The following is a 25,166-nucleotide window of genomic DNA, read 5'->3' on the forward strand; positions in this document are numbered from 1 at the left end:
CAATTCTGAAAAACTTGCTCGAAAGCTGTTGACCTTCCCAACACTGGAAGCCTTAGACCTCTGTTCGAAATTGATGACATAGAGGTCCATGTCCATGAACGCTCCATTCACCCCGCCCGCTGCGCCGGCAGGCACCACAAGGCAAAGCTTCCCGATCGAAGGCATGACCTGCGCTTCCTGCGTGCGCCGCGTCGAGGTCGCCATCTCGAAGGTACCGGGCGTGACCGCGGCGGCCGTCAACCTCGCCACCGAAAGCGCCGACGTGAGCTTCGGCGGCGAGATCAACTCGGACGGCGTCATCGCGGCCATCCGCAACGCCGGCTACGACGTGCCGGTCGAGACGATCGAAGTCGAGATCGAAGGCATGACCTGCGCCTCCTGCGTGCGCCGTGTCGAAAAGGCCATCGCTGCAGTGCCCGGAGTGAAGTCCGCTTCGGTCAATCTCGCCACCGAGCGCGCCACCATCGAGACGCTGGGCGGCACCGCGCGCTCGGCCATCGACGCCGCTATCCGCAAGGCCGGTTACGAGCCGCGTCGCGTCGAGCAGGCAACCGCTGCCGTCGCCGACAGCCGCGAGGACGCACGCAACCGCGAATTCTCCCGCCTGAAGCGCGACTTCGCCATCGCCGCCACGCTCACCCTGCCGATCTTCGTGCTCGAGATGGGCTCGCATGCCATCCCGGCGCTGCACCACTGGCTGATGATGAACATCAGCAATCAGACGCTCTACCTCGCCTTCTTCGTGCTGGCGACCATCGTCCAGTTCGGCCCCGGCCTGCGCTTCTACAGGAAGGGCGTGCCGGCGCTGCTGCGGCTTGCGCCCGACATGAACTCGCTGGTCGTGCTCGGCTCCACCGCTGCCTGGGCCTATTCGGTTGTGGCCACCTTCGCGCCCGGCGTGCTGCCGGCGGGCACGGCCAACGTCTACTACGAGGCGTCGGCCGTCATCGTCACGCTGATCCTGCTCGGCCGCGTGCTCGAGGCCAAGGCCAAGGGCCGCACCTCCGAGGCGATCAAGCGCCTGATGGGCCTGCAGGCCAAGTCGGCACGCGTCGAGCGCAACGGCACCTTCGTCGATGTTCCGCTCGATGAGGTGGTCTCCGGCGATGTCGTCCAGGTGCGCCCCGGCGACAAGGTTCCGGTCGACGGCATCGTGCTTTCAGGCTCGTCTTTCGTCGACGAATCCATGATCTCGGGCGAACCCATTCCCGTCAGCAAGGGCGAGGGCGCGGAGGTCGTCGGCGGCACCATCAACAAGACCGGCAGTTTCACCTACCGCGCCACCAAGGTTGGTGCCGACACGCTGCTGGCCCAGATCATCCGCATGGTCGAAACAGCCCAGGGCTCCAAGCTGCCGATCCAGGCAATGGTCGACAAGGTCACGTCCTGGTTCGTGCCTGCCGTCATGGCAGCCGCCGCACTGACCTTCCTGGTCTGGCTGCTCTTCGGGCCCGAACCGGCTGCCACCTTCGCGCTGGTCAATGCCGTTGCCGTGCTGATCATCGCCTGCCCGTGTGCCATGGGCCTTGCCACCCCGACCTCGATCATGGTCGGCACCGGCCGCGCTGCCGAACTCGGCGTGCTGTTCCGCAACGGCGAGGCGCTGCAGTCGCTGAAGTCGACCGAGGTCGTCGCGCTCGACAAGACCGGCACCCTCACTGCGGGCAGGCCCGTCATGACCGACCTGGACGTCGCGACAGGCTTTGACCGGGCCAAGGTGCTGGCGCTCGTGGCAGCCGTTGAGGCCCAGTCCGAGCACCCGGTCGCCGCGGCAATCGTAGCTGCTGCCAAGGAAGAAGGTCTCGCTTTGGCCGAGGTCGGTTCCTTCGAGGCGGTGCCCGGCTTCGGTGTCAGCGCCAGCGTCGGCACGCACAACGTCGCCGTCGGCGCTGACCGCTACATGGCCAAGCTCGGCATCTCGGTGCAGGACTTCGCCGAGACGGCGGTCCGCATGGGGCTGAAGGCCAAGACCCCGCTCTATGCGGCGGTCGACGGCAAGCTGGCAGCAGTCATCGCGGTCTCCGACCCGATCAAGCCGACGACGCCGCAGGCCATTCGTGCCCTGCACGACATGGGCCTGAAGGTCGCGATGATAACCGGCGACAACCGCCGCACCGCCGAAGCCATCGCCGCCCAGCTCGGGATCGACGAGGTCGTCGCCGAAGTGCTGCCCGACGGCAAGGTCGACGCCATCAAGCGCCTGCGTGCCGGCGGCCGCGCGGTGGCCTTCGTCGGCGACGGCATCAACGACGCGCCAGCCTTGGCCGAGGCGGAGGTCGGCATCGCCATCGGCACCGGCACCGACGTCGCCATCGAAAGTGCCGACGTGGTGCTGATGTCGGGTGACCTGCTCGGCGTCACCAACGCGATCGCGCTGTCCAAGGCCACCATCGCCAACATCCGGCAGAACCTGTTCTGGGCCTTCGCCTACAACGCCGCCCTCATTCCGGTCGCGGCGGGCGTGCTCTACCCGGTCAGCGGCACGCTTTTGTCGCCGATGCTGGCGGCGGGTGCGATGGCGATGTCGAGCGTGTTCGTGCTCGGCAATGCGATGCGGCTGAAGCGCTTCAAGGCTCCAGCCCGCGCGACGGCCGCATCCGGCGCCCCGTCGCTCGCGCCCGCCGAGTGACGTTTCCGGCCCGTCGTCTCAGGCGGGCCGCTCCTGCCTTCGACATCAAATCTCCTCATCACGCGAGGCCACCATGCCGCACGCTCCCTGGATCGAGATCTATACCACGCCCACCTGCCCCGACTGCCTGGCGCTGAAGCGCTGGCTGAACGCCCAGAACCTGCCTTTCGTCGAGCATGACCTGCGCGACCCGGCAATCGCCGACGAGGCCAAGCGCCGCACCGGCGTCCGCGTCGCGCCCATCACCATCATCGACGGCAAGCATGTCTTCTTCGGCACCTTCCCGACCCAGCGCGCCGAGATCGAGGCGCTACTCGACCTGACAAGGGCGGCCTGACCATGACCTACCTGACCCTGCCCCAACCGGGCCGCCGCATCCAGGTCGGCGATAGCAAGACGATCCTGCAGGCGGCTCTCGACGCCGGCATCGCCTACCCTCACAGCTGCCGCTCGGGTCGCTGCGGCGCCTGCAAGTCGCGCCTGATTTCCGGACACGTCGAGCTGGGCAAGCACTCGCCCTTTGCGCTCTCCGAACAGGAGCGCGCCGACGGCTTCATCCTCGCCTGCCGCGCGGTGCCCAGCGACGACGTCGCCGTCGAATGGCTCGACGAGACTTTCGACGCAGAGCCAGCCCTCGCACAGGATGCAAAGGTCGTCGCCATCGACCGCATGACGCACGACATCCTTGCGATCCGCCTCGCCCTTGCCGACCGTGCGGCTTTCCCCTTCGCAGCGGGCCAGTATCTGTCGCTGACCATGCCAGGTGCGCTGGCCCGCAACTATTCGATGGCCAACCGGCCCGACGAGGAGCTTGTCGAGTTGCACGTCAGGGCCGTGCCCGGTGGCCTCACCAGCGGCCGCATCCATGCGTCGCTTGCGACCGGCGACAAGGTCAGGATCGAGGGCCCATCAGGCTCGGCCTATCTGCGCGAGGCGCACGCCGGCCCGATCGTCGCTATTGCCGGCGGCAGCGGCCTCGCGCCAATCAAGTCCATCGTCGAGACGGCGCTGCATGCTGATATGACCCAGCCGATCCGTGTTTATTTCGGCGCCCGCGCCGAGCGCGATCTCTATCTGGTCGAGCACTTCCGCGCGCTGGAACAGACGTTCGCCAACCTGACATTCATTCCGGTTCTGTCGGAGACCGCGTCCGATGGCTGGCGCAGTGGCTTCGTCTCCGACGCGCTGGCCGGGGATCACCACGACCTCGCCGGTGCCAAGGCCTATGTCGCCGGCCCTCCGGCCATGGTCGATGCTGCCATGGCCGTTCTCGGCGGGCTTGGCGTGCCGCCTGATGACATCGACGCCGACGTCTTCTTCACGCCTGAGGAAAGCAACGACAACGCCGCTTGACCAGAACAGGTCGAGTACCCATTGATAGGACATGCATTCGATGCGTCACATCACAGACACGCCCAAAGCTCTCCGCGCCACCAGGCCCGGGCAGGTCCGTGCGCGCGTTGCCGTTATGGACGACGGCAGGGCCAAGGCGTTCAAGATCCTGCGGCTGATGTTGCCGCTGGCACTGCTGTTCTTCCTCGCGCTCGGCCAGGCGGCATCCGCCCATCAGGCCGGCAGCCAGCACGAGCCACACGCCGTCCACACCATATCGCATCACGCCAAGGCTGGCATTGCCTGCTGTGGCGGCCTCTCGCAGGACGGGAAGGCTTGCCTGGCGCAATGTCTTGCCTCGTGCAGCTATTGCGCGCCGTTGCCGCTGCCGACGGCCTTCCCCGACCTGGCGACCTTCTCGCCGGCTCCCGCCAGGACCGAGCCGCTTTACGGCGCGATTGCCTCGCCGCATCTCAGGCCTCCATCCCTCTCCTGAACTGACGCGTCTCGACGCGTACGCCACGGCCTTTCCGCGCCGGGAGACAATCAGTTTTGGAGACAATGACATGAATACCCTTTCACGCCGCGGCTTCCTCGCGGCATCGGCGGCAACGCTTTCGGCTGCCATCGTCCCGTCCCTTCTCCTGCCGGCGCGCCCGGCCCGCGCCGAAGGCCACAAGGTCATCACGGCCGGCAAGCGCGTCATCGAGGTCAAGGGCAAGGCGGCCAATGTCTTCGGCCTGCATCAGGCTGACGGCAGCTCCGGCCTCGTCATGAACGCCGGCGAGAACTTCCGCGTCAGGCTGAAGAACCTCATCGGCGAGCCGACCGCCATCCACTGGCACGGCCTCACCCCGCCATGGCAGCAGGACGGCGTCGCCGGCATCTCGCAGGATCCGATCCCCGACGGCGGCAGCCACGACTACGATTTCCCCGTCGCCCGTCCCGGCACCTTCTGGATGCATTCGCATTTCGGCCTGCAGGAGCAGCTGCTGCTCGCAGCCCCGCTGATCGTGCGCGACCCGGCCGAGGCCGGCCAGGACGTGCAGGAGGTGGTGGTGCTGTTTCACGACTTCACCTTCCGCGATCCGCAGGAAATCCTCGCCGAACTCAAGGCCGGCGGCCATGACATGAGCGCCATGGCGCCAGCGCCTGCAGCGAGCGGCGGCCATGAAGGCCACAACATGCCAGGCATGGCGATGGGTGGCGGACAAATGGGCGGCATGCAGATGGGCGGCATGTCCCACCTGCAGGACGTGCAGTACGACGCCCTGCTTGCCAACGACCGCACCCTCGACGACCCCGAAGTGTTCGCCGTCGAGCCGGGTGCCCGTGTCCGCCTGCGCCTCATCAACGGTGCCGCCTCGACCAACATGTGGCTCGATCTCGGCAAGCTTCACGGCAAGCTGATCGCGGTCGACGGCATGCCGGTCGAGCCGGTTCAGGGCACGCGCTTCGAGTTCGCCGTGGCCCAGCGCCTCGACATCCTGCTCGAACTGCCGAAGGAGGCTTCGGCCTGGCCGGTGTTTGCGGTGCAGGAAGGCGGCCGCAGGCGCACGGGCATAGTCCTCGCTGCCAAGGGCGCATCGGTCGGCAAGCTCGCTGGCATGGCCGACGAAGACTTCGCCGCCGTCGGCGTCGAACTAGAGCAGAAGCTGCGCGCGGCCAGCCCGCTGGTCGACAAGGCCGTCACGCGCCAGCACACCATGATGCTGGGCGAAGGCCCCAACTATGCCTGGACGCTCGACGGCGCCATGCACGGCCAGGACAAGCCGCTGGCAGTGACAGGCGGCGATCGCTTCGAACTCACCTTCATGAACCACACCACCATGTCGCACCCGATGCACCTGCACGGCCACTCCTTCCAGGTCGTGGCCGTCAACGGCAAGCGCTTCGCCGGCGCGATGCGCGACACGGTGCTGGTGCCGGCCGAGATGGGCATGGTGACCATCGCCTTCGACGCTGACAATGCCGGCAAATGGGCGCTGCACTGCCACCATCTCTACCACATGGCCGGCGGCATGATGACCTCGATGGCCTATGACGATTGAGCCCGAGCATGATCCCGAAAAGTGAAAGCCGGTTTTCGGAAAAGATCATGCACCAGCCAAATAGCGGGCCGGCGCTTCCTGCACCGGCCTGCATCACGATTTCGCCAGCCCCTTGAACTTCCAGTTACTGGAAGCTTTATATGACACTCAAGTTGATCGAGGAGTGACAGATGAACATTGGTACCGCTTCGGAAAAGTCGGGCCTGCCGGCCAAGACCATCCGTTACTACGAAGACATCGGTCTGTTGCGCCCCGACCGCGCCGACAACGGCTATCGCGACTACTCCATGTCCGACGTGCATCGCCTGCGCTTCCTGCAGCGTTCGCGCAGCCTTGGCTTTTCGGTCGAGGAATGTCGCCAGCTGCTGTCGCTCTACGGCGACAAGGAACGCGAGAGTGCTGACGTCAAGGCCCTCGCCGAGACCAAGCTTGCCGAGATCGACCGCAAGCTCGCCGAGCTGACCGAGCTGCGCAACACGCTGCGCCACCTCGTGCACAATTGCCATGGCGACAACCGGCCCGACTGCCCGATCATCGACGGCCTGTCCGGCCGCTTGCAGACCCAGTAGCCGGCGAACGCTTTCCCATGACAAGCCTCGCCGCCTATGGCGGCCTCTTCGTCGCGGCCTTCGCCGCCGCGACGCTGTTGCCCGCCCAGTCCGAGGCCCTGCTTGCCGGGCTCGTCATCAACGGCGGCTATTCACTTGCCCTGCTGATTGCGGTTGCCACCCTTGGCAACGTTCTGGGCTCGCTGGTCAACTGGCTGCTCGGCCGCCAGGTCGAGCGCTTCAGGGACCGGCGCTGGTTCCCGGTCGGCCCGGCTGCACTCGCCCGTGCGGAAAACTGGTACCGGCGCTATGGCCGCTGGTCGCTGCTGTTGTCCTGGGTGCCCATCATCGGCGACCCGCTGACGCTCATCGCCGGCACGTTGAAAGAGCCGCTGTGGAGCTTTCTGGCACTGGTCGGCATCGCCAAACTGACACGCTATCTGGCGGTGGCGGCGGCAGCGCAGGGGTTTGTTTCGTGAGGGATTGCGGGTGGCGCGCGAGCGACTATCCGCTGGGAACGCCGCCAAGGAGCCCAGCAAGTCACGACCCTTCACGGCATGGATTCCCGCCACTCTCCGCTCGTTTCACTCGCTCACGAGGTCGAGAATGACGAGCTGTAGAGGCGCGCCTGTTCCAACTTTTGACGCCTTCCAATGAGCCGTCGTCCGGCCCGGCGCTCTCCTGATGGACGGCCTAAGCTCTCCGTCATTCCCGACCTCGTGAGCGAGTGAAACGAGCGGAGAGTGTCGGGAATCCATGCCGTGACATCGATGGAGCCACGGCCGGTGCAGAACATGGCCCCGCACATTCGATGGCCGCTAGGTCGTGCGTCCTTCGACAAGCTCAGGATGAGGACCGTGGGCGCAATCGCAGCTTCTTGCAACTTGGCCATTTGGAAACCGGGCTTCAAACTTCGCGATGTGAAGGCCGGCGGCGCCAGCGCGCCTCATCCTGAGCTTGTCGAAGGACGCACGACCTGGCAGCCCCTTACCCCGTAAGGACGGGGTAAGGGAGGCGTCAGCGTTGCGGCCCGCCTCCTTCTCCCCGTCCTTACGGGGAGAAGGTCCGGCAGGGGTTGAGGGGCAGCCCAAGCATCCCGATCACGCCCTGATCAGCACCGGCCCGCGCGCGGCAAACCCAATCCCGACGTCCTGCCCCGGCACGAACGGCGCATCGACATCCGGCGACACCGCAAAGACCTCGCCGAACTCGGTGCCGACCATGAATTCGAGGTCGGAGCCGACATAGGTCACCTTGTCGAGGCGCCCGGGAATCGTACCCGCCGCCCCAGCCGGCTTGATCTCGATGCGGCTGGGCCGCACGGCAAGCTTTGCCGCCCCCGGCATCATGCCGCGTGCATCGAGCTTCGTTTCGAGGCCGCCCAGCCGCACGCTTGCCAGTCCGCCCTCGACCGACGCGATCTCGCAGTCGAAGATGTTGGCCTCGCCGATGAAGTCGGCGACGAAGGCGTCCGCCGGTGCGTCGTAGAGTTCGCGCGGCGTGCCGTCCTGGGCGATGACTGCGTTGTTCATCACGATGATGCGGTCGGAGACGGCCAGCGCCTCCTCCTGGTCGTGGGTGACATAGACCACCGTCAGCCCGAGCTTGGTCTGGATGTCGCGGATTTCCTCGCGCACACGGCGCCTCAGCTTGGCGTCGAGATTGGACAGCGGCTCGTCGAACAAAAGCACCTGCGGCTCAAGCACCAGCGCGCGGGCAACGGCGACACGTTGCTGCTGGCCGCCCGACAGCTCGCTCGGCAGCCGGCTGCCATAGCCGCCAAGACCGACGAGCTCGAGCCCTGCCCGCGCCCGGTCGGCTGTCTCCTTCTTGGCAAAACCCGAGAACTTCAGCCCGTACTCGACATTCTCAGTGACCGTCATGTGCGGAAACAGCGCGTAGGACTGGAACACCATCGAAACGTCGCGGTCCGTCGCCGGCAGTGTCGTGACGTCGGCCCCCCCGATCAGGATCTGTCCGCGCGTCGCCATCTCGAGGCCCGCAATCATCCTGAGCGTCGTGGTCTTGCCGCAGCCGGATGGCCCGAGCAGTGTCACGAGCTTGCCCGCCTCGACGAACATCGAGACATTGTTCACCGCCGGCGTCGGGCTCTTGCCGTAGACCTTGGTGACGTCGCGAAACTCCACCGAAGCGGCGTTGCTCTTGATCTCGGCCATCAGCGCCTCCTCGATTTCTGTCTGCGTCCCGCAGTACCCCTACCCCTAGCCCCTCCCCGCAAGGGGGAGGGGGATTCTTGCGCCTTGGCTCCAGCGGTCGGTCTTCCCGCTCCCCTGGCTGATTGAAGCAAGGCTGTGCGCCGGCAGCTCCCGTCCCCCTTGTGGGGAGGGGTTAGGGGTGGGGGTAGGAAGTCCCAAATCGACGGCAGAAGAGCACCCATCAGCCACCTCCCGAAAATGCCGGCTGGCTCACATTCGTGCGCGATTGCGCCAGGTCATGTCCGCGCCGTCCTATCTTGCGGCTGCCGACAAGCAGCTGCATCAGTCCCACCACCGCCAGCATGACCCCGATCAGCACCGCCGAATAGGCGATTGCGATGCCGTATTCGTTGTTTTCGACACGGCCGACGATATAGCTCGTCGACATGTCGTAGCGGGCGCTGACCAGGAAGATGATGGCGCTGATCGCCGTCATGGCGCGCACGAAGGAATAGACGAGCGCCGCCACAATCGCCGGGCGGAGCAGCGGCAGCACCACCTTGCGGAAGGTCTGCCAGGAGTTTGCCCCCAGCGTCAGCGACGACTCGTCCAGGCTCTTGTCGATCTGCGACATCGACGCCACGCCTGCCCGCACGCCGACCGGCATGTTGCGGAAGATGAAGGACAAAACGAGGATGATGCCCGTCCCGGTCAGCTCGATCGGCGGCACGTTGAAGGCGATGACGTAGCTCACCCCGATGACCGTGCCGGGGATGGCGAACGACAGCATCGTGCCGAACTCGAAGGCGTTCTTGCCGGCGAAGTTCTGGCGCACCAGAAGATAGGCGGTGAGCAGGCCGATGGCTGCGGTCAGCGGCGACGAGATCAGCGCGATCATCATCGTCGTCCAGAACGAGCTCCACGCCGAGCCCTTCCAGTGGATGCCGAACTCGTTCCAGCCGACGGCGAAGGCCTTGATGTAGTGATTGAAGGTCAGGCTGTGATCGACACCCCAGAGTTTGACGAAGCTGCCGTAAAAGATCGTCGCATAGACGACGATGGTGAACAGCACCCAGAAGCCGGCGACGCTATAGACGGCGCGCCTGAGGCCGGTCGGCAGATGCGGGTGCACGCCCGCGTCGCCCTTGCCGGTCATCGTCGTGTAGGACTTCTTGCCGAGCCAGAAACGCTGCGCATAAAAGGCCACAAGCGTGAAGGCCAGCAGCACAATGGCAAGAACCGCAGCTTGTGCCTCGTCGTTCTGCGCACCGACGATGGCGAAGAAAATTTCGGTCGAAAGCACGTCGAAATTGCCGCCCAGCACCAGCGGATTGCCGAAATCGGCCATGCTTTCGATGAAGCCGAGCAGGAACGCGTTGGCGAGGCCCGGCCGCATCAGCGGCAGCGACACCGTCCAGAAGGTCTGCCAGCGGTTGGCGCGCAGCGTCTGGGCTGCTTCTTCCATCGACGGGCTGACGCCCTCGACGACACCGATCAGCACCAGGAAGGCAATCGGCGTGAAGGCCAGCAATTGCGCGATGAGCAATCCCGGCAGGCCATAGACCCAACGCGTCGGCTGGATGCCCAGCAATTCCGAAACCGACTGGTTGATGGCGCCCGACAGGCCGAACAGCAGGATGATGGCAAGGCCGATGACGAAGGGCGGCGTGATGATCGGCAGCACCGTCAGCGCGCGCAGCAGCTTGCCATGGCGGAAGCCGGTGCGCGTCACCATCAGCGCGAACACCAGCCCGAGAACCGTGGTCAGCACGCCGACCAGCACGGCCAGGAAAAGCGAGTTCCAGGCGACGCCGCAACGGCTGCCGCCGGCCAGGCAGTCAAGGCCCCAAAGCCGGGCGCTGAACAGCTTGCCGAGAAAGACGCTGAAGGAATAGGTGCCCTCGGAAGTCACCAGCGCATTGGCCAGCATCTGCAGGATCGGCATGAAGATGAACAGGCCGACCGCGACAACGATGAAGGCGATGGTCGAAACGACGAAGACATCGCCGCCGACGGCGCCCCGCGCCGCGAGGCCAAGTGAAAACAGAAACAGGAAAGCAAGGCCGACCAAAAGCGCGCCATAGCCCATGCCGAACTGGCGGTCGCCGAGCTCGCCGAAGAGCTCCTGCAGCCAGCCGAACTGCCAGCCGCGCAGACCGATGGCGAAGCCCTGGAACAGCAGCCAGGCAAAGCCGGCCGCGCCGACGCCAACCAGTACCCTGCCGAACAGCGGATCGGATTTTCGGCGCCCCCACAGCAGCAGGGGGGCGACGAGCAGCAAGCCCATCGGCGCAAGCCAAAGCTTTTCGCCCTTGAGATTGAGGATCAGCGCAGGCGCGAGCTCGCTGTCGAGAGGGTAGCCCTCGAACAGCCAGGAAAAACCGAAGAACCCATCTTCGATGCCATACCAGGGGAGCACGGCAAAGCCCAGCAAACCGACCGCCATCCAGAGGATGACGGCCGGATGCAGGCCGCCGCTAAAGTCGCGGGAGCGCATGGATTACTGCGGCAGCGTCGAGACGTCCGTATCCCATTTCCCAAGCAGTCGCTTGCGCTCGTCGCTCGAGCCGTACTTCTTGAAGTCGTAGTCGATCAACTTGATGGTCGACATGTCGGGCGTCAGCTCGGACACCGCAGCCGACTTGTTCGACGGCAGCTGGAACGACTTCACCTCCTTGGCCTTGCCCTGCATTTCCGCCGACAGCGCCCAATCGTAGAACTTCTTCGCCGCTTCGGGATTGCGCGCGCCCTTGATCAGCGACATCGAGCCGATCTCGTAGCCGGTGCCTTCGCAAGGAGCGACCGTCACGATCGGGAAGCCTGCGGCCGACTGCGCCACCGCGTCATGCATGAAGACGATGCCGATGGTGGTCTCGCCCAGCCCCGCCGCCTTGATCGGCGCCGAGCCGGACTTGGTGTACTGGTTGATGTTCTTGTGCAGGGCCTTCATGTAGTCGAAGCCCTTGTCCTCGCCGAACAGCTGCACCATCGTCGCCAGCGTCGTGTAGGCGGTGCCCGACGAATTCGGATTGGCGATCTGGATCTGGCCCTTGTACTCGGGCTTCGTCAGGTCGGCCCAGCATTTCGGCTCCGGCAGCCCGTTCTTGGCCAGCAGATCCTTGTTGTAGCCGAAGCCAAGCGCACCGGAATAGACGCCGATCGTCTTGTTGCCGGCGGCTTCCGCCTGCTTGATCGCCCAGTCGTGCAGTTCGCCGCGCATCGGCGAGACATATTCTTCGGTCAGGCCTTCCTGCGCTGCCTGCAGGTGCGGATCGCCCGTGCCACCCCACCAGACGTCGCCCTTGGGATTTCCGGCCTCGGCGCGAACCTGGGCATAGGTCTCGCCCGAACTCTTGCGCGTCATGTCGACGGTGATGCCGGTCTTTTCCTCGAAGCCGGTCTTGATCTGCTGGCACCATGCCTCGTCGGCAGCGCAATACAGGGTCAGGCTTTCGGCCTGCGCAGCCGTACCACCGGCAACCAAAACAGCGGCCAGCGCGGCCGAACGCAAATAGGCAGTTTTCATGTTTTCAGTTTCCTCCAATTATTTTTCGCCGTCTAACGATCTTCTGTCGCCTTGGCCTGTTGCAGAGTGAGTTGTTTTTACGCATTTTGCAATCGTGTTCATGTCACTATCTTGGCTGTCATGACGCAGAACCGGCGGTGATGCTACTTAAGTGCAAAGCCTCGGAAACCGCCGCATCGAAAGGACCTGCTGGGCGAAAATGCCAAAGGACAAGAAGACCATCCGCAAGGCGAACAAGGGCGAGCGCATCGCCCAGGTCGCGGCCATTCCGTTCCGGGTGAACGGTGACGGCGAGCTTGAGGTCATGCTTGTCACGTCGCGCGGCACGCACCGTTTCATCGTGCCCAAGGGCTGGCCGATGAAAGGCAAGAGCGCCCGCCAGGCAGCCCTCATTGAAGCCCGCGAAGAAGCCGGCGTCATTGGCAAAGCCTTGAAAAGGCCGGCTGGAAGCTATTGCTACTGGAAGCGCCTCTCGACCAGCTTCGTCCATGTCGAGGTCACCGCCTTCCTCATCGAGGTCACCGACGAGATCGAGGACTGGCAGGAAGCAGGTGCCCGCCAGCGCGCCTGGCTGCGCCCCGCCGATGCGGCGATCCTGATCGACGAACCCGAATTGTCCACGCTGATCCGCAACCTGAAGCTGGCCGACATCGCCCAGCACGTCGACGCCGCGGCCTGAACAGCAGCCCGTTTTTCTGTTCGCCAGGATCGCGGCCGCAGGATTGCGCAGGCCGGTTTCCGATTGTATCACGATGCAGGCTTTGCACATTTGTGCAACGGCCAATAGCCGTGTCCAGGTAGTGCCAAAATGGAGCCCGCAATGTCCGAACTGAAGCCGGGCAGGTCATTCGTCAGCGCCCAGCAGGTCGCTGAACTGGCCGGCGTTTCCCGCTCAGCCGTGTCCCGGACATTCACCGATGGCGCCAGCGTGTCCGAGACCACCCGCAAGAAGGTTCTCGAGGCGGCCGAGCGACTCGGCTACCACGTCAATCACCTGGCCCGCAGCCTCATCCATGAAAACAGCGGCATCGTCTGCCTCATCGGCGCCGACATCAACACGCCGTACCATTCCCGCCTGCTCGATGCGATCACCCGGCGCCTGCAGGCGATCAACCGCGTCGCCATGGTCATCAACACCTCCGGCGACAGCGACAGCGTCGAAGCCGCCCTGCGCCAGACCCTGAACTACCGCGCCAACGCGACCGTCGTCTTGTCGGGCACGCCTCCGACGTCGCTGATCAACACCTGCATCAACAGCGGCCAGCACGTCATCCTGATCAATCGCGACGATCATCTCGACGGTCCCGAAAGCATCACCGTCGACAATGGCGTCGCTGCCCGCGAAGCCTTCCACATGCTGCATCGCGCCGGCTGCCGCCGCATTGCCGTGGTTTCGTCGCAGGCGGGCACGCCAAGCCTGGTCGCGCGTGAGCGCGGCTTCGAGCAGGCAGCGCAGGAAGCCGGCCTCGGCGTCACCATCACCCGTGCCGGGCCGACCGGTTATGGCGCGGGATTCGAGGCGGGTCGGCTGTTGCTGAGCGGCTCCGATCGGCCCGAGGCCGCCTTCTGCGTGACCGATCTTTTGGCCTGTGGTTTCATGGACGCGGCGCGCGTCGAGTTTGGCATGAACGTGCCCGAAGAACTCTGCGTCGTCGGCTTCGACGACATCGAGCAGGCGAGCTGGTCGTCCTACCAGCTGACGACCTTCCGCCAGCCGATCGCCCAGATCGCCGAGCACATCACCACCTTGCTCGACAGCGAAAACCCCGATGCCGTGCGCGGCGGGAGGGTCTGCTTTCATGCCGCTCCGGTCTGGCGCCGCACGGTGCGGCCCAAGTGATCCTTGCGCTCGACCGCGCCGGTGGCGAGGTCGATGGAAAAGTCGCGCGAGGGTTGGCTGTCGAGCCAGTCCACCATCATGCGCATGAACGAGGCGAGGCGGTCCTGCAGGCTGCCCTGCGGCCATGAACCCAAAGCGTAGCGCTGGGCGAGCAGGCGATAGGCGGCGATGCGTTCGGGGGCGATGAAATCGTGCGCGATTTCCCTGCCCTTGCGCAGCCGGTACCAGTCGACGACCATCTCGAAGAAGGGCAGTGCGGCCCATGCGGCTTCCGCCTGGCCCCTTCCCCCGACGCTCACTCGATCTGCCGCATCCGCAACCGACAGCGGCCGGGCAGTGCCGGCAAAGGCATCGAGATCGCCAAGCTGGAGATGCGGCACAAGCACGGCCAGATCCTGCGGCCATTCCTTGGGCAGATAGCGGTGGCGAACCATGTCGGAGAGATGGCGACTGAGGAAGTCGGCGTGGTTCGCAGCGTCCGTAACAGCCGCCGAAATCCCCTCGCGTGCCGCCTCGACGCGATAAAGCGCAAACGCCGCATCATGGCCGGGCACATCGGAGATGGTGACGGTCTCGATGTCGAGGCGCTCGCGCTCGACGTCGACAATCTTGTAGGCAGGCGGGAAGCCGACCATGGAAGGCACCGCAACGTTGACCAGGACGTCGTCGCCGGCGCGAAAGACCGCCGTGTCGTTGATGTGCAGGTGGCCGCTGAAATGGATCTTGATGCCAGTAGCCGCTGCGGCCCTCGAAACTTCGGCATTGGGCGTCCGGCGCAGGAACGACGTGTCGTTGAGCAGCCGCGCCTCGTCGACCGAAGTGCCGTTGAGCGGATCGATGATCGGGTAGTGAGAAAACGCGATCAGCTGTTTGCCTTGCGCGCGCGCGCGCCTTGCGACATCCGCCATCCAGTCGAACACGAAGCCCTTGTTGCGCAGCATCGAGTTCCAGCCGGCGTCGGTGCTGTCGTGGTAGCTTTTCTCCAGCCTCGGATCGAGATCGCCATTGCGTGGCTCGAACACATTGGCGTCGATCGACAGCAGCCACAGTCCCTCCACGGGCTCGACCAGGAAGGACGCGTCGATCATGCGCCGTGTCGTACGACCATCGGCAGAGACGATCTCGAACGTCCGCGCCTCCAGCCTGTCATCGCTTCCGAACGGGCTTTCCCAGTGCAGGTCGGCCTCGCGCCTGAAGAACCCGAATGCAGCCATCGCCGGAATGGCCTGCCCATAGCCGCCGCAATACATCTCCGCGGAGATGACGCGCTCGATAGACTGCCCTTGTTCGACGGCCGGATCGCTGCTCACCAGCGTGTGCGAACCGTCGGCATTCAGGAAGCGCTTGCTCTGGTGGCGGCCGTGGATGGCGTATAGATCGTGATTGCCCGGCGTCGCGACGAAGCGCAGGCCGAAACGCCTGGAATAGTCGGCAAACAGGATCGTCGCGGCCGCCATAGTCGATTGCTGTCCGTCGTCGGTAAGATCGCCCGCAACGACGACCAGCGAAATGCCCCTCCGGACGATGTCGTCGAGCAGAGCGCGCGTCGTGTGATAGCTCTCGTTGAAGACGCGCGTCGAAGCCGCCGTGTCGGCAAGGGTGCGGACAGCCACCCCATCGCCCACGCCAACGCCCTGCCGGTTGTTGATGTCGTGGAAATGCGGGTCAGCGATGACGGCAATCTTCATGTCATTCTCGCTTGTCTACGAATAGTCCGTCAGTCGTCCGCAACCACCGCGCCGGCGGCAATGCCCTGATCAGGCGGCAGGCCGCGATCGATCATGGCGATCCACTGCGCCGCCTTTCGCGCGGCGGCGATCAGCATCGGCTTCGGCGCCTCATGCCACTCGTCCGGGCGAAGCTCGCGCTTGGTCCGGACATGGTTGAGCGCATCGTCGAGCGTCGGGAACCTGTCGGGCATCTCGACATGCAGGAACAGCGCGACCAACGTCACCGAGCGGCTGCGCCCGCCGCGGCAATTGACCAGCACATTGCCCTTCTCACGCCGGCGATAGGTCTTCTTGTCCGGCAGTTCCTGGCTGAAGGCGCCGCGCAGCAGGTAAAAGCCCGACAGCATCATCGTCTCGGGATTGCCATGCCCATCGATCAGCCCGAGCTTGTAGTAGCGCACCGCACCGACGCCATAGATGGCGTCCGCATCTTCGCCCTCGCCAAAGCGCTCTGTGGCGTAGTTGAAATCGAGATTGACCGCGCAGTTGACCACCGTGGTGATGTTGTTCTGCTTGAGCAGCGCGAGATCGCCCGCCCCATCCATTCCGCCGACATAGATGTCGACGCCATATTCCGAGATGTCGCGCTCGATCAGGCTGAGCGCCGGACGCTCATATCGCGGGCTGTTCATATCCATGGGTCTTGTTCTTTCAGATTGGATGCGAGGGCCGGTCAGCGCGACTGTTCGAGCGCGATGCCGGTCGCCTCGCTCATGCCCTGCGCCACCCCGGGCGCGGCTGCCAGCACCTCCCCGCCCTTGGTAAGCCCGCCGAGCGACAGGAATGGCGCAACCACGCCGCCCGCCTCCTTGACCAGCAGCAGGCCCGCAAGACAGTCCCAGGCATGCATGTGCAGCTCGGCATAGGCGTCCGAGCGCCCATCGGCGACATAGGCGAGGCCCAACGCACCCGACGCGCCGCGCCGCACATTGGCGCCGCGCTCGAGGATGCTGGACAGCACGTCGAGATAGCGCTCGTTCGACTTGCGGTTCGACCAGCCGAACTCGACGCAGGCGGCATCGAAATCGCTTGTCCTGGCGACCGACAATGGCTTGCCGTTGCGGGTGCCGCCGTGCCCGCGGCGGGCGAAATACAGCTCGTCCAGCACCGGGTTGTAGATCGCGCCGATCTCGGTCTCGCCATTGCTGACGAAGGCGATCGAAATGCAGAAGTGCGGAATGTCGCGGGCGAAATTCGCCGTGCCGTCGATCGGATCGACGACCCAGATATCCGACTTGATCGCCCCACCGCCCTCCTCGCCGAGGAAACCATCCTCGGGGAATGCTTCGGCGATGCGTGCCTTGAGATGCCGCTCCACGGCGGCATCCGTCTCCGTCAGAAAGTCCTGCGGCCCCTTCATGCCAAAACCAGCCACGCGGTTGGTGAAACCGTCGAGCGCCACCGCGCCCGCCGAGCGCGCTATGTCCCGGCAGAAAGCGGCACGCCGGTCGAGACCGGTATCAGGTGTGGCTTCGGTTGCTGTTGCATGAACCGTCATTTCAATGCCGCCTGTGGTAAAAGTTGACCTCAAATTGCACAGGTGTGCAAAATCGTCAACGTCTTAAGTCAAATAATGTTTCCGCACTTCGCAGAACCAGACGCATTCCTGATATTTCATGCGGATGCACACGCGTTCCATCCATCATGCCGCATCGCGCGCGCGAGCCGCATCGCGGCTGTCGGAGATGCGCCGCGCGACGCGCATCAGCGTCGGATAGTCGGCCCCCTCGCCCAAGGCAACGTAGCCCGGGCAGATGAAGTCGTGGGTGTCGGCGCTGACCTTGCCGAGCGTCAGCGGGTGGTAGCTCCCCCCGGCTTGCTTGAGGATGAGGACCGCCGCGGCCACGTCCCACGGGTTGCTGCCAAATCCGGCGGAGGCGTCCACCCAGCCGGCCGCAACGTGGCAAAGGCTGAGCGCGCCGCTGCCCGGCCGGCGCAAGGTCGAGAATGTCTCCACCAGCTCGCCAAGGTTCTCCAGCGCCTGCGCGCGCCCGTCGAGGCGCAGGTCGCGCGCCACCGGATAACCGGTGATCAGCGTTGCATGGCGCTCGTCTGCAATGGCGCGCGAGCGCAAGGGCTCGCCGTTCAGCCAAGAGCCCGCAAGATCAGCAGAAAACAGCATCCCGGTGACGGGGTCGTAGACGGCGCCGGCTACGATCTCGCCGTCGATCACCACCCCCACCGACACGCACCAGAACGCGAACCCCCGGGCGAAATTCGAGGTGCCGTCGATCGGGTCGACATACCATTTCACCCGCCCCTCGCCGCTGGTCCCGTCTTCCTCGCCGAGCACAGTCGAATCGGGAACTTCGCCGAGGATGAAGGCTCGGATCGCAACCTCCGACTCCTTGTCGTGCTTCGTCACCACATCATGCAGGTCGACCTTGTAGTCGACGGCCATGTTCGACCGGAACGCCGCAAGCAGCGGTTCGCGCATCAGCTGCGAAGCCTGCTCTGCGACGCCGCGCAGGTACCTGGATTCCTCGAGCCTGTTCATGCCGCGATCCCGCGCATTGCCTGGACGAAAAGCGCCAGCAGCCCGACCGGATCGGCAACGATGGCGTCGGGCTTGAGCTTCAGTTCATAGGGCAGGTCGTAGGTGCCCTTGTCTTCCATCAGGATGTTTCCGCCTATGCAGGCGCGTTTGCCGCACAGCACGTCGCGGTCGAAATTGTCGCCGACATACCATGCCGCTCCAGCCTCGACGCCAAGCGCCCGCGTCGCCTGGAAAATCATCTCCGGGTTCGGCTTGCGCACCTTGACCTCGTCGCTGTGGATCGCCACCGCGAAGCGGCCGGTCAGCCCGTGGGCGTCGAGGAAGTCGATATGGACCTGGCCGCACAGCGCGTTGGAAACGATGCCGACGGGGATACCGGCCCCATCCGCTGCGTCGAGCAGGTCGAGCATGCCATTGCGCAGTCTGCGCTCGCTCTTCCAGTTGCCCATCTTGCGGCACAGGTCGTAAGCCTCGGCGACAACGACATCCTGGGCTGGTTTTGCCCAGTCGCCGGCGACGAAGTCGCCCCAGAATTCCTCATGGCGCAATTCGCGCGGCGCCAGCGGCCGCGACATCGCATTCTTCCAGTGCGAGTCGGCAATGCCCGCCGCCTTGATGTCGTCGGTGATCTGTTCGACCGAAAGCTCCGGCGCCGCGACACCAGCCGCGTCGATCAGCCCGCGGACATGCCCCGCCAGGCGCTCGCGCCAGCCAGGCAGGTGCTTTGTCGACACGATCACGCCGCCAAAATCGAGCAGCAGCGCCGTGGGCGCCAGAAGCGTTCGGCCAGAGGTTTTCGTCATCAATCCGTCTCCACTGCGATCCCGGGAAAAAGAGGGACGGAGCCGAAGGAGAAAGGCCCCGTCCCTAGCCCACCGGGAAACTATTTCTTGTAGGCGACGCGCCAGAGGTCCTGCCAATCCTGGCGCGCATCCCAGTCCTCGAGTGCCGTCGAGGCGTCGTACTGCTGCAGCTTGTCCAGCACCTTGCCGATGCCGGAAGGCTCGTCGGCAGGCAGGCCGATGTCTGGGTTGGTCGGCAGCTTGCCGTCTTTCACCTGCGGCGCGATGCCTTCGTCCGTCAGGATGTAGTGGATGAACAGCTTCGCCGCGTTCGGGCTTTTGGTGCCGGTGGCGATCAGCCCGAGCTTGACATAGGTCCAGCCCGGCCACGGCTCGAGCCCCTCGCAAAGTCCGAGCTTGAAGCCCTTGTCGGCGTTATCGCGGAACTTGGCCGAGCTCATCAGGCCGAAGAAAGGCTCCTTCTGGCCGGGTGCGCCGACCGCTTCCGCGATCGCATCGTCGGCGTCCGCCAGCAGCGGTGAATTCCCGGCAAAGGCCTTGACCCAGGCTGCCGTCGCGCTGTCTTCACCGACCTCGATGTCCTTGCCGAAATGCGCCTTGTAGGCGGCCTTCATCTTGTCATCGTTATGCGTCGCCGTCTGGTTGAACCAGTCCGGATAGGTGCCCTTCGACAGCGGGTCGTAGAAGGCAACCTTGCCCTTCCACTTCGGGTCGGTGAGCTCCCAGATGTTCTTCACCGGGCAGGCGTCGTAGGCCTCGGTGTTGTAGGCCCAGACCGCGGCGTTGGTGGTGATCGCCAACGGGTTCTGGAACTTGGCCGGGATCTTGTCGGCCATGTCTGGCGGCAGATAGCTCTCGACGAACTTCTGCGGCAAAAGCTGCGCCAAACCGGCCGGCGCGTCGGTGATCAGCACCACGTCGCCCTTGACGTTCTTGGCCTGGCCCTCGCGCACGATCATTTCGAGCTGCGCGCTTGCCGAAACCTTGATGCCCGTCGCCTGCACGCCGTACTTCTTGGTGAAGTTCTCGGCCATTTCGACGATCTTGCCGGTGCTGTCATAGATGTTGATCGGCGCTTCCTTCTTCGCCGCCTCGACCAACGCGTTGATGTCGAAGGTTTCGGAACGCGCTGGAACCACGCCAAACATCGCTGCCGCGAGCATTCCTGCAAGTGCGGTCGATGCCAATGCCCTGCTTGTCTTGCTGCTCATTCCAAACGTGGATGTCATTTCTTCCTCCCGTTCAAAATTCATGCCGCCGGCGCCCGGCTTCCTGCCGGGCGCTGCGCTTGCAGGCGTCTATTTCTTGTAATTGACGCGCCAGAGGTCCTGCCAATCCTGCCGCGCATCCCAGTCGCTCTGGGCGGTCGCCGCGTCGTAAGGGAAGATCTGGTCGAGCACCTTGCCGATGCCGGATGGTTCGTCATCCGGCAGCTTGGCATCGGTGTTGGTCGACATCTTGCCGTCGTCCGCCTGCGGGGCGATTCCCTCCTCGGTCATCAGATAGTGGATGAAGAGCTTCGCGGCGTTGGGGCTGTCGGTGCCCTTGGCAATGAAGCCGAGGCTCGGATACATCCAGCCGGCGAAGGGCTGCAGGTCCTTGCACAGCCCAAGCTTGCTGCCGACGTCCTTGTTGTTGCGGAACTTGGCCGAGCTCATCAGGCCGATGAAGGGCTCCTTCTGGTCCGGCGCACCCGCTGCCTGGGCCGCGCCCTCGTCGGCATCGGTGAGCAGCGGGCCATTGGCGGCGAGCGCCTTGACCCAGGCGGCAGTCGCACCCGCCTCGTCGGTCACCAGATCCTTGCCGAAATGCGCCTTGTAGGCGGCGGCAACCTTGTCGTCGCCGTGGGTGGCAAGCTGGTTGAACCAGTCGACATAGGACGCCTTGTTGAGCGGGTCCTGCATGGCGAGCTTGCCCTTCCACTTTTCCTCCGTCAGCTCCCAGATGTTCTTGATCGGGCAGCTTTCGTTGAGCTGGGTGTTGTAGGCAAAGACATTGGCCTCTTGAGAGACGGTCAGCGGGTTCTGGAACTTGGCCGGGATCTTGTCGGCGAGATCAGGCGGCAGCCAGCTGTCGACGAAACCCTGGGGCACAAGTTGCGCCACGCCGGCCGGAACGTCGCTGATCTGGATCACGTCGCCCTGCACGTTCTTGGCCTGGCCCTCGCGGATCACCATTTCGAGCTGGGCGGCAGCATTGGCCTTGGTTCCGGTCGCCTGCACGCCGTACTTCTTGCTGAAGGCTTCGGCCTGCTTCACGATCTTGCCGGTGCTCGAATAGACGCTGAGCGGCGGCTCCTTCTTGGCCGCCTCGATCAGCGCGTTGAGATCGAACTTCTCCTCTGCCTGCGCGGCACCTGCAAACAGGCCGGCAGCGACGCTGAGCGCCGTCGCAGCAAGAAGCCGTTTCACGTCGAAATGCCTGCTCATCTTTTCCTCCCTCTGTCGGGCCGGCGCCATGCCGGCCGTCTTGTTTCCCGATAGTCCTGCTTTGTTCCCGACGGGCGGTCCTCCACCGCCCGCGAAATCTCCTCAATGCAGCTTTGCCGGCCGCATCAGTCTGTCGGCCGCCTCCATGCGGTTGCCGGTCTTGTCGAAGACATGCAGCGCCTTGGGCTTGGTCCACCAGGTCACGGCCTCGCCCACCTCGATTTCCGGCGACTGGTGCGTGGTCATGAACAGCTTCTCGCCCGATGCCGTCAGCTCGATGATCCAGCTGCCGCCGGTGGGCAGGATGCCTGTCACCTCGGCCTCACCTGACAGCGCCCCTTCCGCCACGCCGCGCTCGGCGTCCGCCAGGCGTATCGCTTCCGGCCGGATGCCGATCGAGCCCGCATCCCGCAGCTCGGCAAAGCGCGAGCCGAGATAGCCATTGGCGAGCCGCGACACTTCTGACTTTGCGTCGCCAAGTTCGACGATGTTGATCGGCGGGTTGCCGACGAACTGCGCCACGAAGCGGTTGGCCGGCCGGTCGTAGATGTCGTTGGGCGTGCCGACCTGCTGCAACTGCCCTTCGCTCATGACGGCGATGGTGGTGGCGAGCGTCATCGCTTCCCACTGGTCGTGGGTCACGAACACGATGGTCGTCTTGAATTCGGCGTGCAGGCGCTTGAGCTCGGCACGCATCTCGAGCCTGAGCGCCGCGTCGAGGTTCGACAGCGGCTCGTCGAGCAACAGCACCTCCGGATTGACCGCCAGCATGCGGGCAAGCGCCACGCGCTGCTGTTGTCCGCCCGACAGCTGCGAGGGATAGCGGTCGCGGTATTTTTCGATGCCGAGCGTCTTCATTACGCGCTCGACGCGCTCCTCGCGCTCGGCCTTCGGCATCTTGCGCAGACGCAGGCCGAAGTCGGTATTGCGCTCGATCGTCAGGTGCGGCCACAGCGCGTAGCTCTGGAACACCAGCCCCATCTCGCGCCGCTCCGGCGGGATGAACACGCCTTCGGTGACCGAGTCGACGACGCGCGGGCCGACCCGGATTTCGCCCGCCGTGAGGTGCTCCAGCCCGGCGATCATCCGCAACGTGGTGGTCTTGCCGCAGCCCGAAGGCCCCAGCAGGCACATGAATTCGCCATCGCCGATTTCGAGGTCGAGATCGGCGACCGCATTGGCCGCATTCGCCCCGTAGTTCTTCTCGACGCCGCGCAGGTTGATTTTCGGCATGTCAGTTCCCCAGTCCTTGGGCGAGATTGGTCTTGGTCAGCTTTTGGCCAAGCAGCGCGCCGAAATAGGCGAGGCCGGCGATGATCAGCACGACGGCGTTGGCGGCCTGCGTGTAGTGGTAGTCAACCAGGCGCAGCGAATAGGTGGTCAGCACGTCGGTCGACGGCACCGCCAGCACGACGAACAGGCTGAGGCCCTTGATGCCGGAGATGAAGGGCAGCAGGATGCCTGTCGTCAGCGAGCCCTTCTGGATCGGGATGACGATGGTGATCATGCGGCGGAACCAGCCGGCGCCGGCGACCTGGGCGGCCTCTTCCGGATCCTTGCCGAGCTGCATCATGGCGGCGATACCGGCGCGCGAGGCATAGGGCATCTGGTCGGCGATCAGCGCCAGCATCAGGATCAGCGTCGTTCCGTAGAGCGCGGGGATCGGCCCGCGCGGCACCGCAAACAGCGAGAGATAGGCGGCGGCAAAGGCGATGCCGGGCACGAGGTAAGGCAAAAACGTCACCTGGCGCAGGAAGGTGCCGAGCGGCTTTACCTGGGTGCGCGCCACGACATAGCCGACCAGAAGACCAAGGATGCCCGAGGTGACGGAAGCCACGCCGACGATGCGCAGGCTGTTCCAGGCCGCGTTCCACAGGTCGGGCGAGAGCAGGATGCCGGTCTGCAGCGCAACCGTATTCAGATTTGTGCCGATCCAGTAGTCGAGCGTGAAATTGTCGATATTGAACTGCGCCGGCACCCGCATGATCGTCGACAGGAACAGCGTGGCCAGCGGCAGACCGACGCTCAACAAAAACATCAGCGCCGCAAACCCTGTCGCCGGCAGCCGCATGATGCCGAGCGGGTTCAGCCGGTTCATCGAACCCTTCGAGCCGATGGTGACGAAGCGGCGCGCCTCCTTCATCAGGCGGGCGTCGATGGTGATGGTGATGATGCCGATCAGCATGATCGAGCCGGCAAGCACGGCGCCGACGCCGACCTGGCGCGAGGCGATGTTCTGATAGAGCGAGGTCGCCAGCACGTCGAAGTTGACCGGAAGCCCCAGCACGTAAGGCACGCCGAACTCGCCGAGGCACTTGGCGAAGATCAGCACCATCGCCGAGATCAGCGACGGCCGCATCAGCGGCATGATCACCTTGCGGGCGACCGTCAGCCTGCCGGCGCCGAGAATGCGGGCCGAGTCTTCGAGCTGCGAGTCGAAGCGGCGCAGCGCGTTGCCGAACAGCAAAATGACGAAGGGCGAATAGTGCAACGCCAGGATGATGGTCACCGGAAGCTGGCCGTAGGACAGCCAGTCGGGCGGCGAAAAGCCGAGTGACTCCATCCAGCCCGGCTGGCCGCCGACGGTGCGGTTCTTGAACAGCGTCGTCCAGGCCAGCGCGAACGTCCAGGCCGGCAGCATGTAGGGCACGATCAGGGCGGTGGAGAACCAACGCCGGCCGAACATGTCGGTTCGGCTGAGCAGCCAGGCCAGCGTGCCGCCGACAAGCATCGACAGCACAATCGCGCCGACCGCGACGCTCAGCGTGTTGAACAGCGGTTCCCAGAACAGGTCGCGAGACACCCGCGACATGAAGACCCGCTCGAGATAGTACCAGGTCAGCTCCCCGACATCCTGCTTGATGCGGCGCTCGTCGCCGAACTGCACGCGCGCTGCGTCCGAAAGCATCGATATGATCGGCACGACGATGAGATAGGTGAACAGCGCCGCGGCCAGGAAGCCGATTGTCGTGGTCGGCTCGCGCAGCGCGACCTTCAGCCGGTAGCGCAGCCGCTGCGCCCTCGTCGGGGCGGCGATCGAGCCGACGCCCGTCCGGCGGACCGCAGCGCTTTTATCCGATGCATGCGAGGTGCTCGTCACGAGGCGCAGCCTCCGAAATGGCAACACGCCGCCTTGCAACAAGCCCGGAGAACCGGACGTACGGCTGGGCAGTCATGCAATGGCACGAACATGCGATTTCCTCCCCTGTATCGCCCGAAATGGGACCTGGCCGGCTCCGGCCAGACGCTCCTCAGCGCCCCGCTTCTGGCGTCTCCACCTTCCTCAGGGCAGGGCGGCACATTCCTGCACCTCGTTGGCATATTCATTCCATCGACGGCATGTTCGTGTCAATCCGGATTCTTCACAATATTGCACAGCCGTGCAAATCATCGCGATCCCACCACAAACTCCATGTTTCTCGAACTTTTTTGACAATCTCTCATCAGATGCCGGTTACATTTCGGCGGATTGCTGCACTGCCGTGCAAGCGGTCGAAACGCCGGGTGCCAATGCACTTCAAAACGGACAAAACCCTGGACTTCCGGGCTTCGCAGCCATCGCCCCTTTCGAAACCCGGTCGATATCTCTAGTGTGCGCCGCACTTATCGACCTGCAGGGATTCTG

21 protein-coding genes are annotated in these 25,166 nt (G+C 64.6%); 9 read left to right on the forward strand and 12 right to left on the reverse strand.

Annotated elements, in window-relative coordinates; translation table 11 throughout:
- Window positions 1-94: 94 nt before the first annotated feature.
- The 7 genes from PCJ21_RS10030 (at window position 95) to PCJ21_RS10060 (ending at window position 7,039) form a co-directional block, all read left to right on the forward strand.
- Window positions 95-2,629 carry a heavy metal translocating P-type ATPase gene (locus PCJ21_RS10030; RefSeq protein ID WP_269931255.1) on the forward strand — a complete coding sequence of 845 codons (2,535 nt, stop codon included), beginning with the start codon at window positions 95-97 and terminating at the stop codon, window positions 2,627-2,629.
- Between the two features lie 73 nt (window positions 2,630-2,702).
- Entirely contained in the window at window positions 2,703-2,966 is a 264-nt protein-coding gene (locus tag PCJ21_RS10035) for a glutaredoxin family protein (protein WP_269931256.1), read from the forward strand.
- Between the two features lie 2 nt (window positions 2,967-2,968).
- A complete protein-coding gene (locus PCJ21_RS10040) occupies window positions 2,969-3,982 on the forward strand; it encodes a 2Fe-2S iron-sulfur cluster-binding protein (RefSeq protein ID WP_269931257.1) in 1,014 nt (337 codons plus the stop codon).
- A 40-nt stretch (window positions 3,983-4,022) separates the two neighbouring features.
- Entirely contained in the window at window positions 4,023-4,457 is a 435-nt protein-coding gene (locus PCJ21_RS10045) for a hypothetical protein (protein WP_269931258.1), read from the forward strand.
- A gap of 70 nt (window positions 4,458-4,527) precedes the next feature.
- Entirely contained in the window at window positions 4,528-6,012 is a 1,485-nt protein-coding gene (locus PCJ21_RS10050) for a multicopper oxidase family protein (RefSeq protein ID WP_269931259.1), read from the forward strand.
- A 170-nt stretch (window positions 6,013-6,182) separates the two neighbouring features.
- The gene (gene cueR, locus PCJ21_RS10055) at window positions 6,183-6,581 is read left to right on the forward strand and encodes a Cu(I)-responsive transcriptional regulator (protein WP_269931260.1); all 399 of its coding nucleotides are present in this window, start codon (window positions 6,183-6,185) and stop codon (window positions 6,579-6,581) included.
- A 17-nt stretch (window positions 6,582-6,598) separates the two neighbouring features.
- A complete protein-coding gene (locus PCJ21_RS10060) occupies window positions 6,599-7,039 on the forward strand; it encodes a YqaA family protein (protein WP_269931261.1) in 441 nt (146 codons plus the stop codon).
- Between the two features lie 621 nt (window positions 7,040-7,660).
- Here PCJ21_RS10060 and PCJ21_RS10065 read toward each other — a convergent pair.
- The 3 genes from PCJ21_RS10065 to PCJ21_RS10075 form a co-directional block, all read right to left on the reverse strand.
- On the reverse strand, window positions 7,661-8,737 hold the full coding sequence (locus PCJ21_RS10065) for an ABC transporter ATP-binding protein (RefSeq protein WP_269931262.1): 1,077 nt from the start codon (window positions 8,735-8,737) through the stop codon (window positions 7,661-7,663).
- Window positions 8,738-8,957: 220 nt separating this feature from the next.
- Entirely contained in the window at window positions 8,958-11,213 is a 2,256-nt protein-coding gene (locus PCJ21_RS10070; RefSeq protein ID WP_269931263.1) for an ABC transporter permease, read from the reverse strand.
- A 3-nt stretch (window positions 11,214-11,216) separates the two neighbouring features.
- On the reverse strand, window positions 11,217-12,242 hold the full coding sequence (locus PCJ21_RS10075; RefSeq protein WP_269931264.1) for an ABC transporter substrate-binding protein: 1,026 nt from the start codon (window positions 12,240-12,242) through the stop codon (window positions 11,217-11,219).
- 199 nt (window positions 12,243-12,441) lie between these two features.
- Between PCJ21_RS10075 and PCJ21_RS10080 the strand changes: the two genes are divergently transcribed.
- Window positions 12,442-12,921: an NUDIX hydrolase gene (locus PCJ21_RS10080; RefSeq protein WP_269931265.1), complete on the forward strand. Its 480-nt coding sequence runs from the start codon at window positions 12,442-12,444 to the stop codon at window positions 12,919-12,921.
- A gap of 141 nt (window positions 12,922-13,062) precedes the next feature.
- The gene (locus tag PCJ21_RS10085) at window positions 13,063-14,082 is read left to right on the forward strand and encodes a LacI family DNA-binding transcriptional regulator (protein ID WP_269931266.1); all 1,020 of its coding nucleotides are present in this window, start codon (window positions 13,063-13,065) and stop codon (window positions 14,080-14,082) included.
- Here PCJ21_RS10085 and PCJ21_RS10090 read toward each other — a convergent pair.
- The 9 genes from PCJ21_RS10090 to PCJ21_RS10130 all read right to left on the reverse strand — a co-directional run bounded on the left by PCJ21_RS10090 (window position 14,040) and on the right by PCJ21_RS10130 (window position 24,578).
- On the reverse strand, window positions 14,040-15,770 hold the full coding sequence (locus PCJ21_RS10090; RefSeq protein WP_269931267.1) for a metallophosphoesterase family protein: 1,731 nt from the start codon (window positions 15,768-15,770) through the stop codon (window positions 14,040-14,042). The genes PCJ21_RS10085 and PCJ21_RS10090 overlap by 43 nt on opposite strands.
- 29 nt (window positions 15,771-15,799) lie before the next feature.
- Entirely contained in the window at window positions 15,800-16,444 is a 645-nt protein-coding gene (locus tag PCJ21_RS10095; protein ID WP_269931268.1) for a dual specificity protein phosphatase family protein, read from the reverse strand.
- A gap of 41 nt (window positions 16,445-16,485) precedes the next feature.
- On the reverse strand, window positions 16,486-17,310 hold the full coding sequence (locus PCJ21_RS10100) for an inositol monophosphatase family protein (protein WP_269931269.1): 825 nt from the start codon (window positions 17,308-17,310) through the stop codon (window positions 16,486-16,488).
- Between the two features lie 144 nt (window positions 17,311-17,454).
- Complete coding sequence (locus tag PCJ21_RS10105; RefSeq protein WP_269931270.1) at window positions 17,455-18,309, reverse strand: inositol monophosphatase family protein; 855 nt, start codon at window positions 18,307-18,309, stop codon at window positions 17,455-17,457.
- A complete protein-coding gene (locus PCJ21_RS10110) occupies window positions 18,306-19,112 on the reverse strand; it encodes an HAD family hydrolase (protein WP_269931271.1) in 807 nt (268 codons plus the stop codon). The genes PCJ21_RS10105 and PCJ21_RS10110 overlap by 4 nt, the downstream gene beginning before the upstream one ends.
- An 80-nt stretch (window positions 19,113-19,192) precedes the next feature.
- Window positions 19,193-20,260: an ABC transporter substrate-binding protein gene (locus tag PCJ21_RS10115; protein ID WP_442866001.1), complete on the reverse strand. Its 1,068-nt coding sequence runs from the start codon at window positions 20,258-20,260 to the stop codon at window positions 19,193-19,195.
- A gap of 150 nt (window positions 20,261-20,410) precedes the next feature.
- Complete coding sequence (locus PCJ21_RS10120) at window positions 20,411-21,541, reverse strand: ABC transporter substrate-binding protein (protein ID WP_269931273.1); 1,131 nt, start codon at window positions 21,539-21,541, stop codon at window positions 20,411-20,413.
- Between the two features lie 102 nt (window positions 21,542-21,643).
- Window positions 21,644-22,774 (reverse strand): ABC transporter ATP-binding protein, encoded by a 1,131-nt coding sequence (locus PCJ21_RS10125; protein WP_269931274.1) that lies wholly within the window; start codon window positions 22,772-22,774, stop codon window positions 21,644-21,646.
- Window position 22,775: 1 nt separating this feature from the next.
- Window positions 22,776-24,578 carry an ABC transporter permease gene (locus PCJ21_RS10130; RefSeq protein ID WP_269931513.1) on the reverse strand — a complete coding sequence of 601 codons (1,803 nt, stop codon included), beginning with the start codon at window positions 24,576-24,578 and terminating at the stop codon, window positions 22,776-22,778.
- Window positions 24,579-25,166 lie beyond the last annotated feature (588 nt).

This window comes from Aminobacter sp. HY435, assembly GCF_027568395.1.
GTDB lineage: Bacteria > Pseudomonadota > Alphaproteobacteria > Rhizobiales > Rhizobiaceae > Aminobacter.

What these genes read in the sequence shown, in the direction of transcription:
- PCJ21_RS10030 (WP_269931255.1), top strand. Translation starts at nt 95, where the DNA reads ATGAACGCTCCATTCACCCCGCCCGCTGCGCCGGCAGGCACCACAAGG.
- PCJ21_RS10035 (WP_269931256.1), top strand. Translation starts at nt 2,703, where the DNA reads ATGCCGCACGCTCCCTGGATCGAGATCTATACCACGCCCACCTGCCCC.
- PCJ21_RS10040 (WP_269931257.1), top strand. Translation starts at nt 2,969, where the DNA reads ATGACCTACCTGACCCTGCCCCAACCGGGCCGCCGCATCCAGGTCGGC.
- PCJ21_RS10045 (WP_269931258.1), top strand. Translation starts at nt 4,023, where the DNA reads ATGCGTCACATCACAGACACGCCCAAAGCTCTCCGCGCCACCAGGCCC.
- PCJ21_RS10050 (WP_269931259.1), top strand. Translation starts at nt 4,528, where the DNA reads ATGAATACCCTTTCACGCCGCGGCTTCCTCGCGGCATCGGCGGCAACG.
- cueR (WP_269931260.1), top strand. Translation starts at nt 6,183, where the DNA reads ATGAACATTGGTACCGCTTCGGAAAAGTCGGGCCTGCCGGCCAAGACC.
- PCJ21_RS10060 (WP_269931261.1), top strand. Translation starts at nt 6,599, where the DNA reads ATGACAAGCCTCGCCGCCTATGGCGGCCTCTTCGTCGCGGCCTTCGCC.
- PCJ21_RS10065 (WP_269931262.1), bottom strand. Translation starts at nt 8,737, where the DNA reads ATGGCCGAGATCAAGAGCAACGCCGCTTCGGTGGAGTTTCGCGACGTC.
- PCJ21_RS10070 (WP_269931263.1), bottom strand. Translation starts at nt 11,213, where the DNA reads ATGCGCTCCCGCGACTTTAGCGGCGGCCTGCATCCGGCCGTCATCCTC.
- PCJ21_RS10075 (WP_269931264.1), bottom strand. Translation starts at nt 12,242, where the DNA reads ATGAAAACTGCCTATTTGCGTTCGGCCGCGCTGGCCGCTGTTTTGGTT.
- PCJ21_RS10080 (WP_269931265.1), top strand. Translation starts at nt 12,442, where the DNA reads ATGCCAAAGGACAAGAAGACCATCCGCAAGGCGAACAAGGGCGAGCGC.
- PCJ21_RS10085 (WP_269931266.1), top strand. Translation starts at nt 13,063, where the DNA reads ATGTCCGAACTGAAGCCGGGCAGGTCATTCGTCAGCGCCCAGCAGGTC.
- PCJ21_RS10090 (WP_269931267.1), bottom strand. Translation starts at nt 15,770, where the DNA reads ATGAAGATTGCCGTCATCGCTGACCCGCATTTCCACGACATCAACAAC.
- PCJ21_RS10095 (WP_269931268.1), bottom strand. Translation starts at nt 16,444, where the DNA reads ATGAACAGCCCGCGATATGAGCGTCCGGCGCTCAGCCTGATCGAGCGC.
- PCJ21_RS10100 (WP_269931269.1), bottom strand. Translation starts at nt 17,310, where the DNA reads ATGACGGTTCATGCAACAGCAACCGAAGCCACACCTGATACCGGTCTC.
- PCJ21_RS10105 (WP_269931270.1), bottom strand. Translation starts at nt 18,309, where the DNA reads ATGAACAGGCTCGAGGAATCCAGGTACCTGCGCGGCGTCGCAGAGCAG.
- PCJ21_RS10110 (WP_269931271.1), bottom strand. Translation starts at nt 19,112, where the DNA reads ATGACGAAAACCTCTGGCCGAACGCTTCTGGCGCCCACGGCGCTGCTG.
- PCJ21_RS10115 (WP_442866001.1), bottom strand. Translation starts at nt 20,260, where the DNA reads ATGTTTGGCGTGGTTCCAGCGCGTTCCGAAACCTTCGACATCAACGCG.
- PCJ21_RS10120 (WP_269931273.1), bottom strand. Translation starts at nt 21,541, where the DNA reads ATGAGCAGGCATTTCGACGTGAAACGGCTTCTTGCTGCGACGGCGCTC.
- PCJ21_RS10125 (WP_269931274.1), bottom strand. Translation starts at nt 22,774, where the DNA reads ATGCCGAAAATCAACCTGCGCGGCGTCGAGAAGAACTACGGGGCGAAT.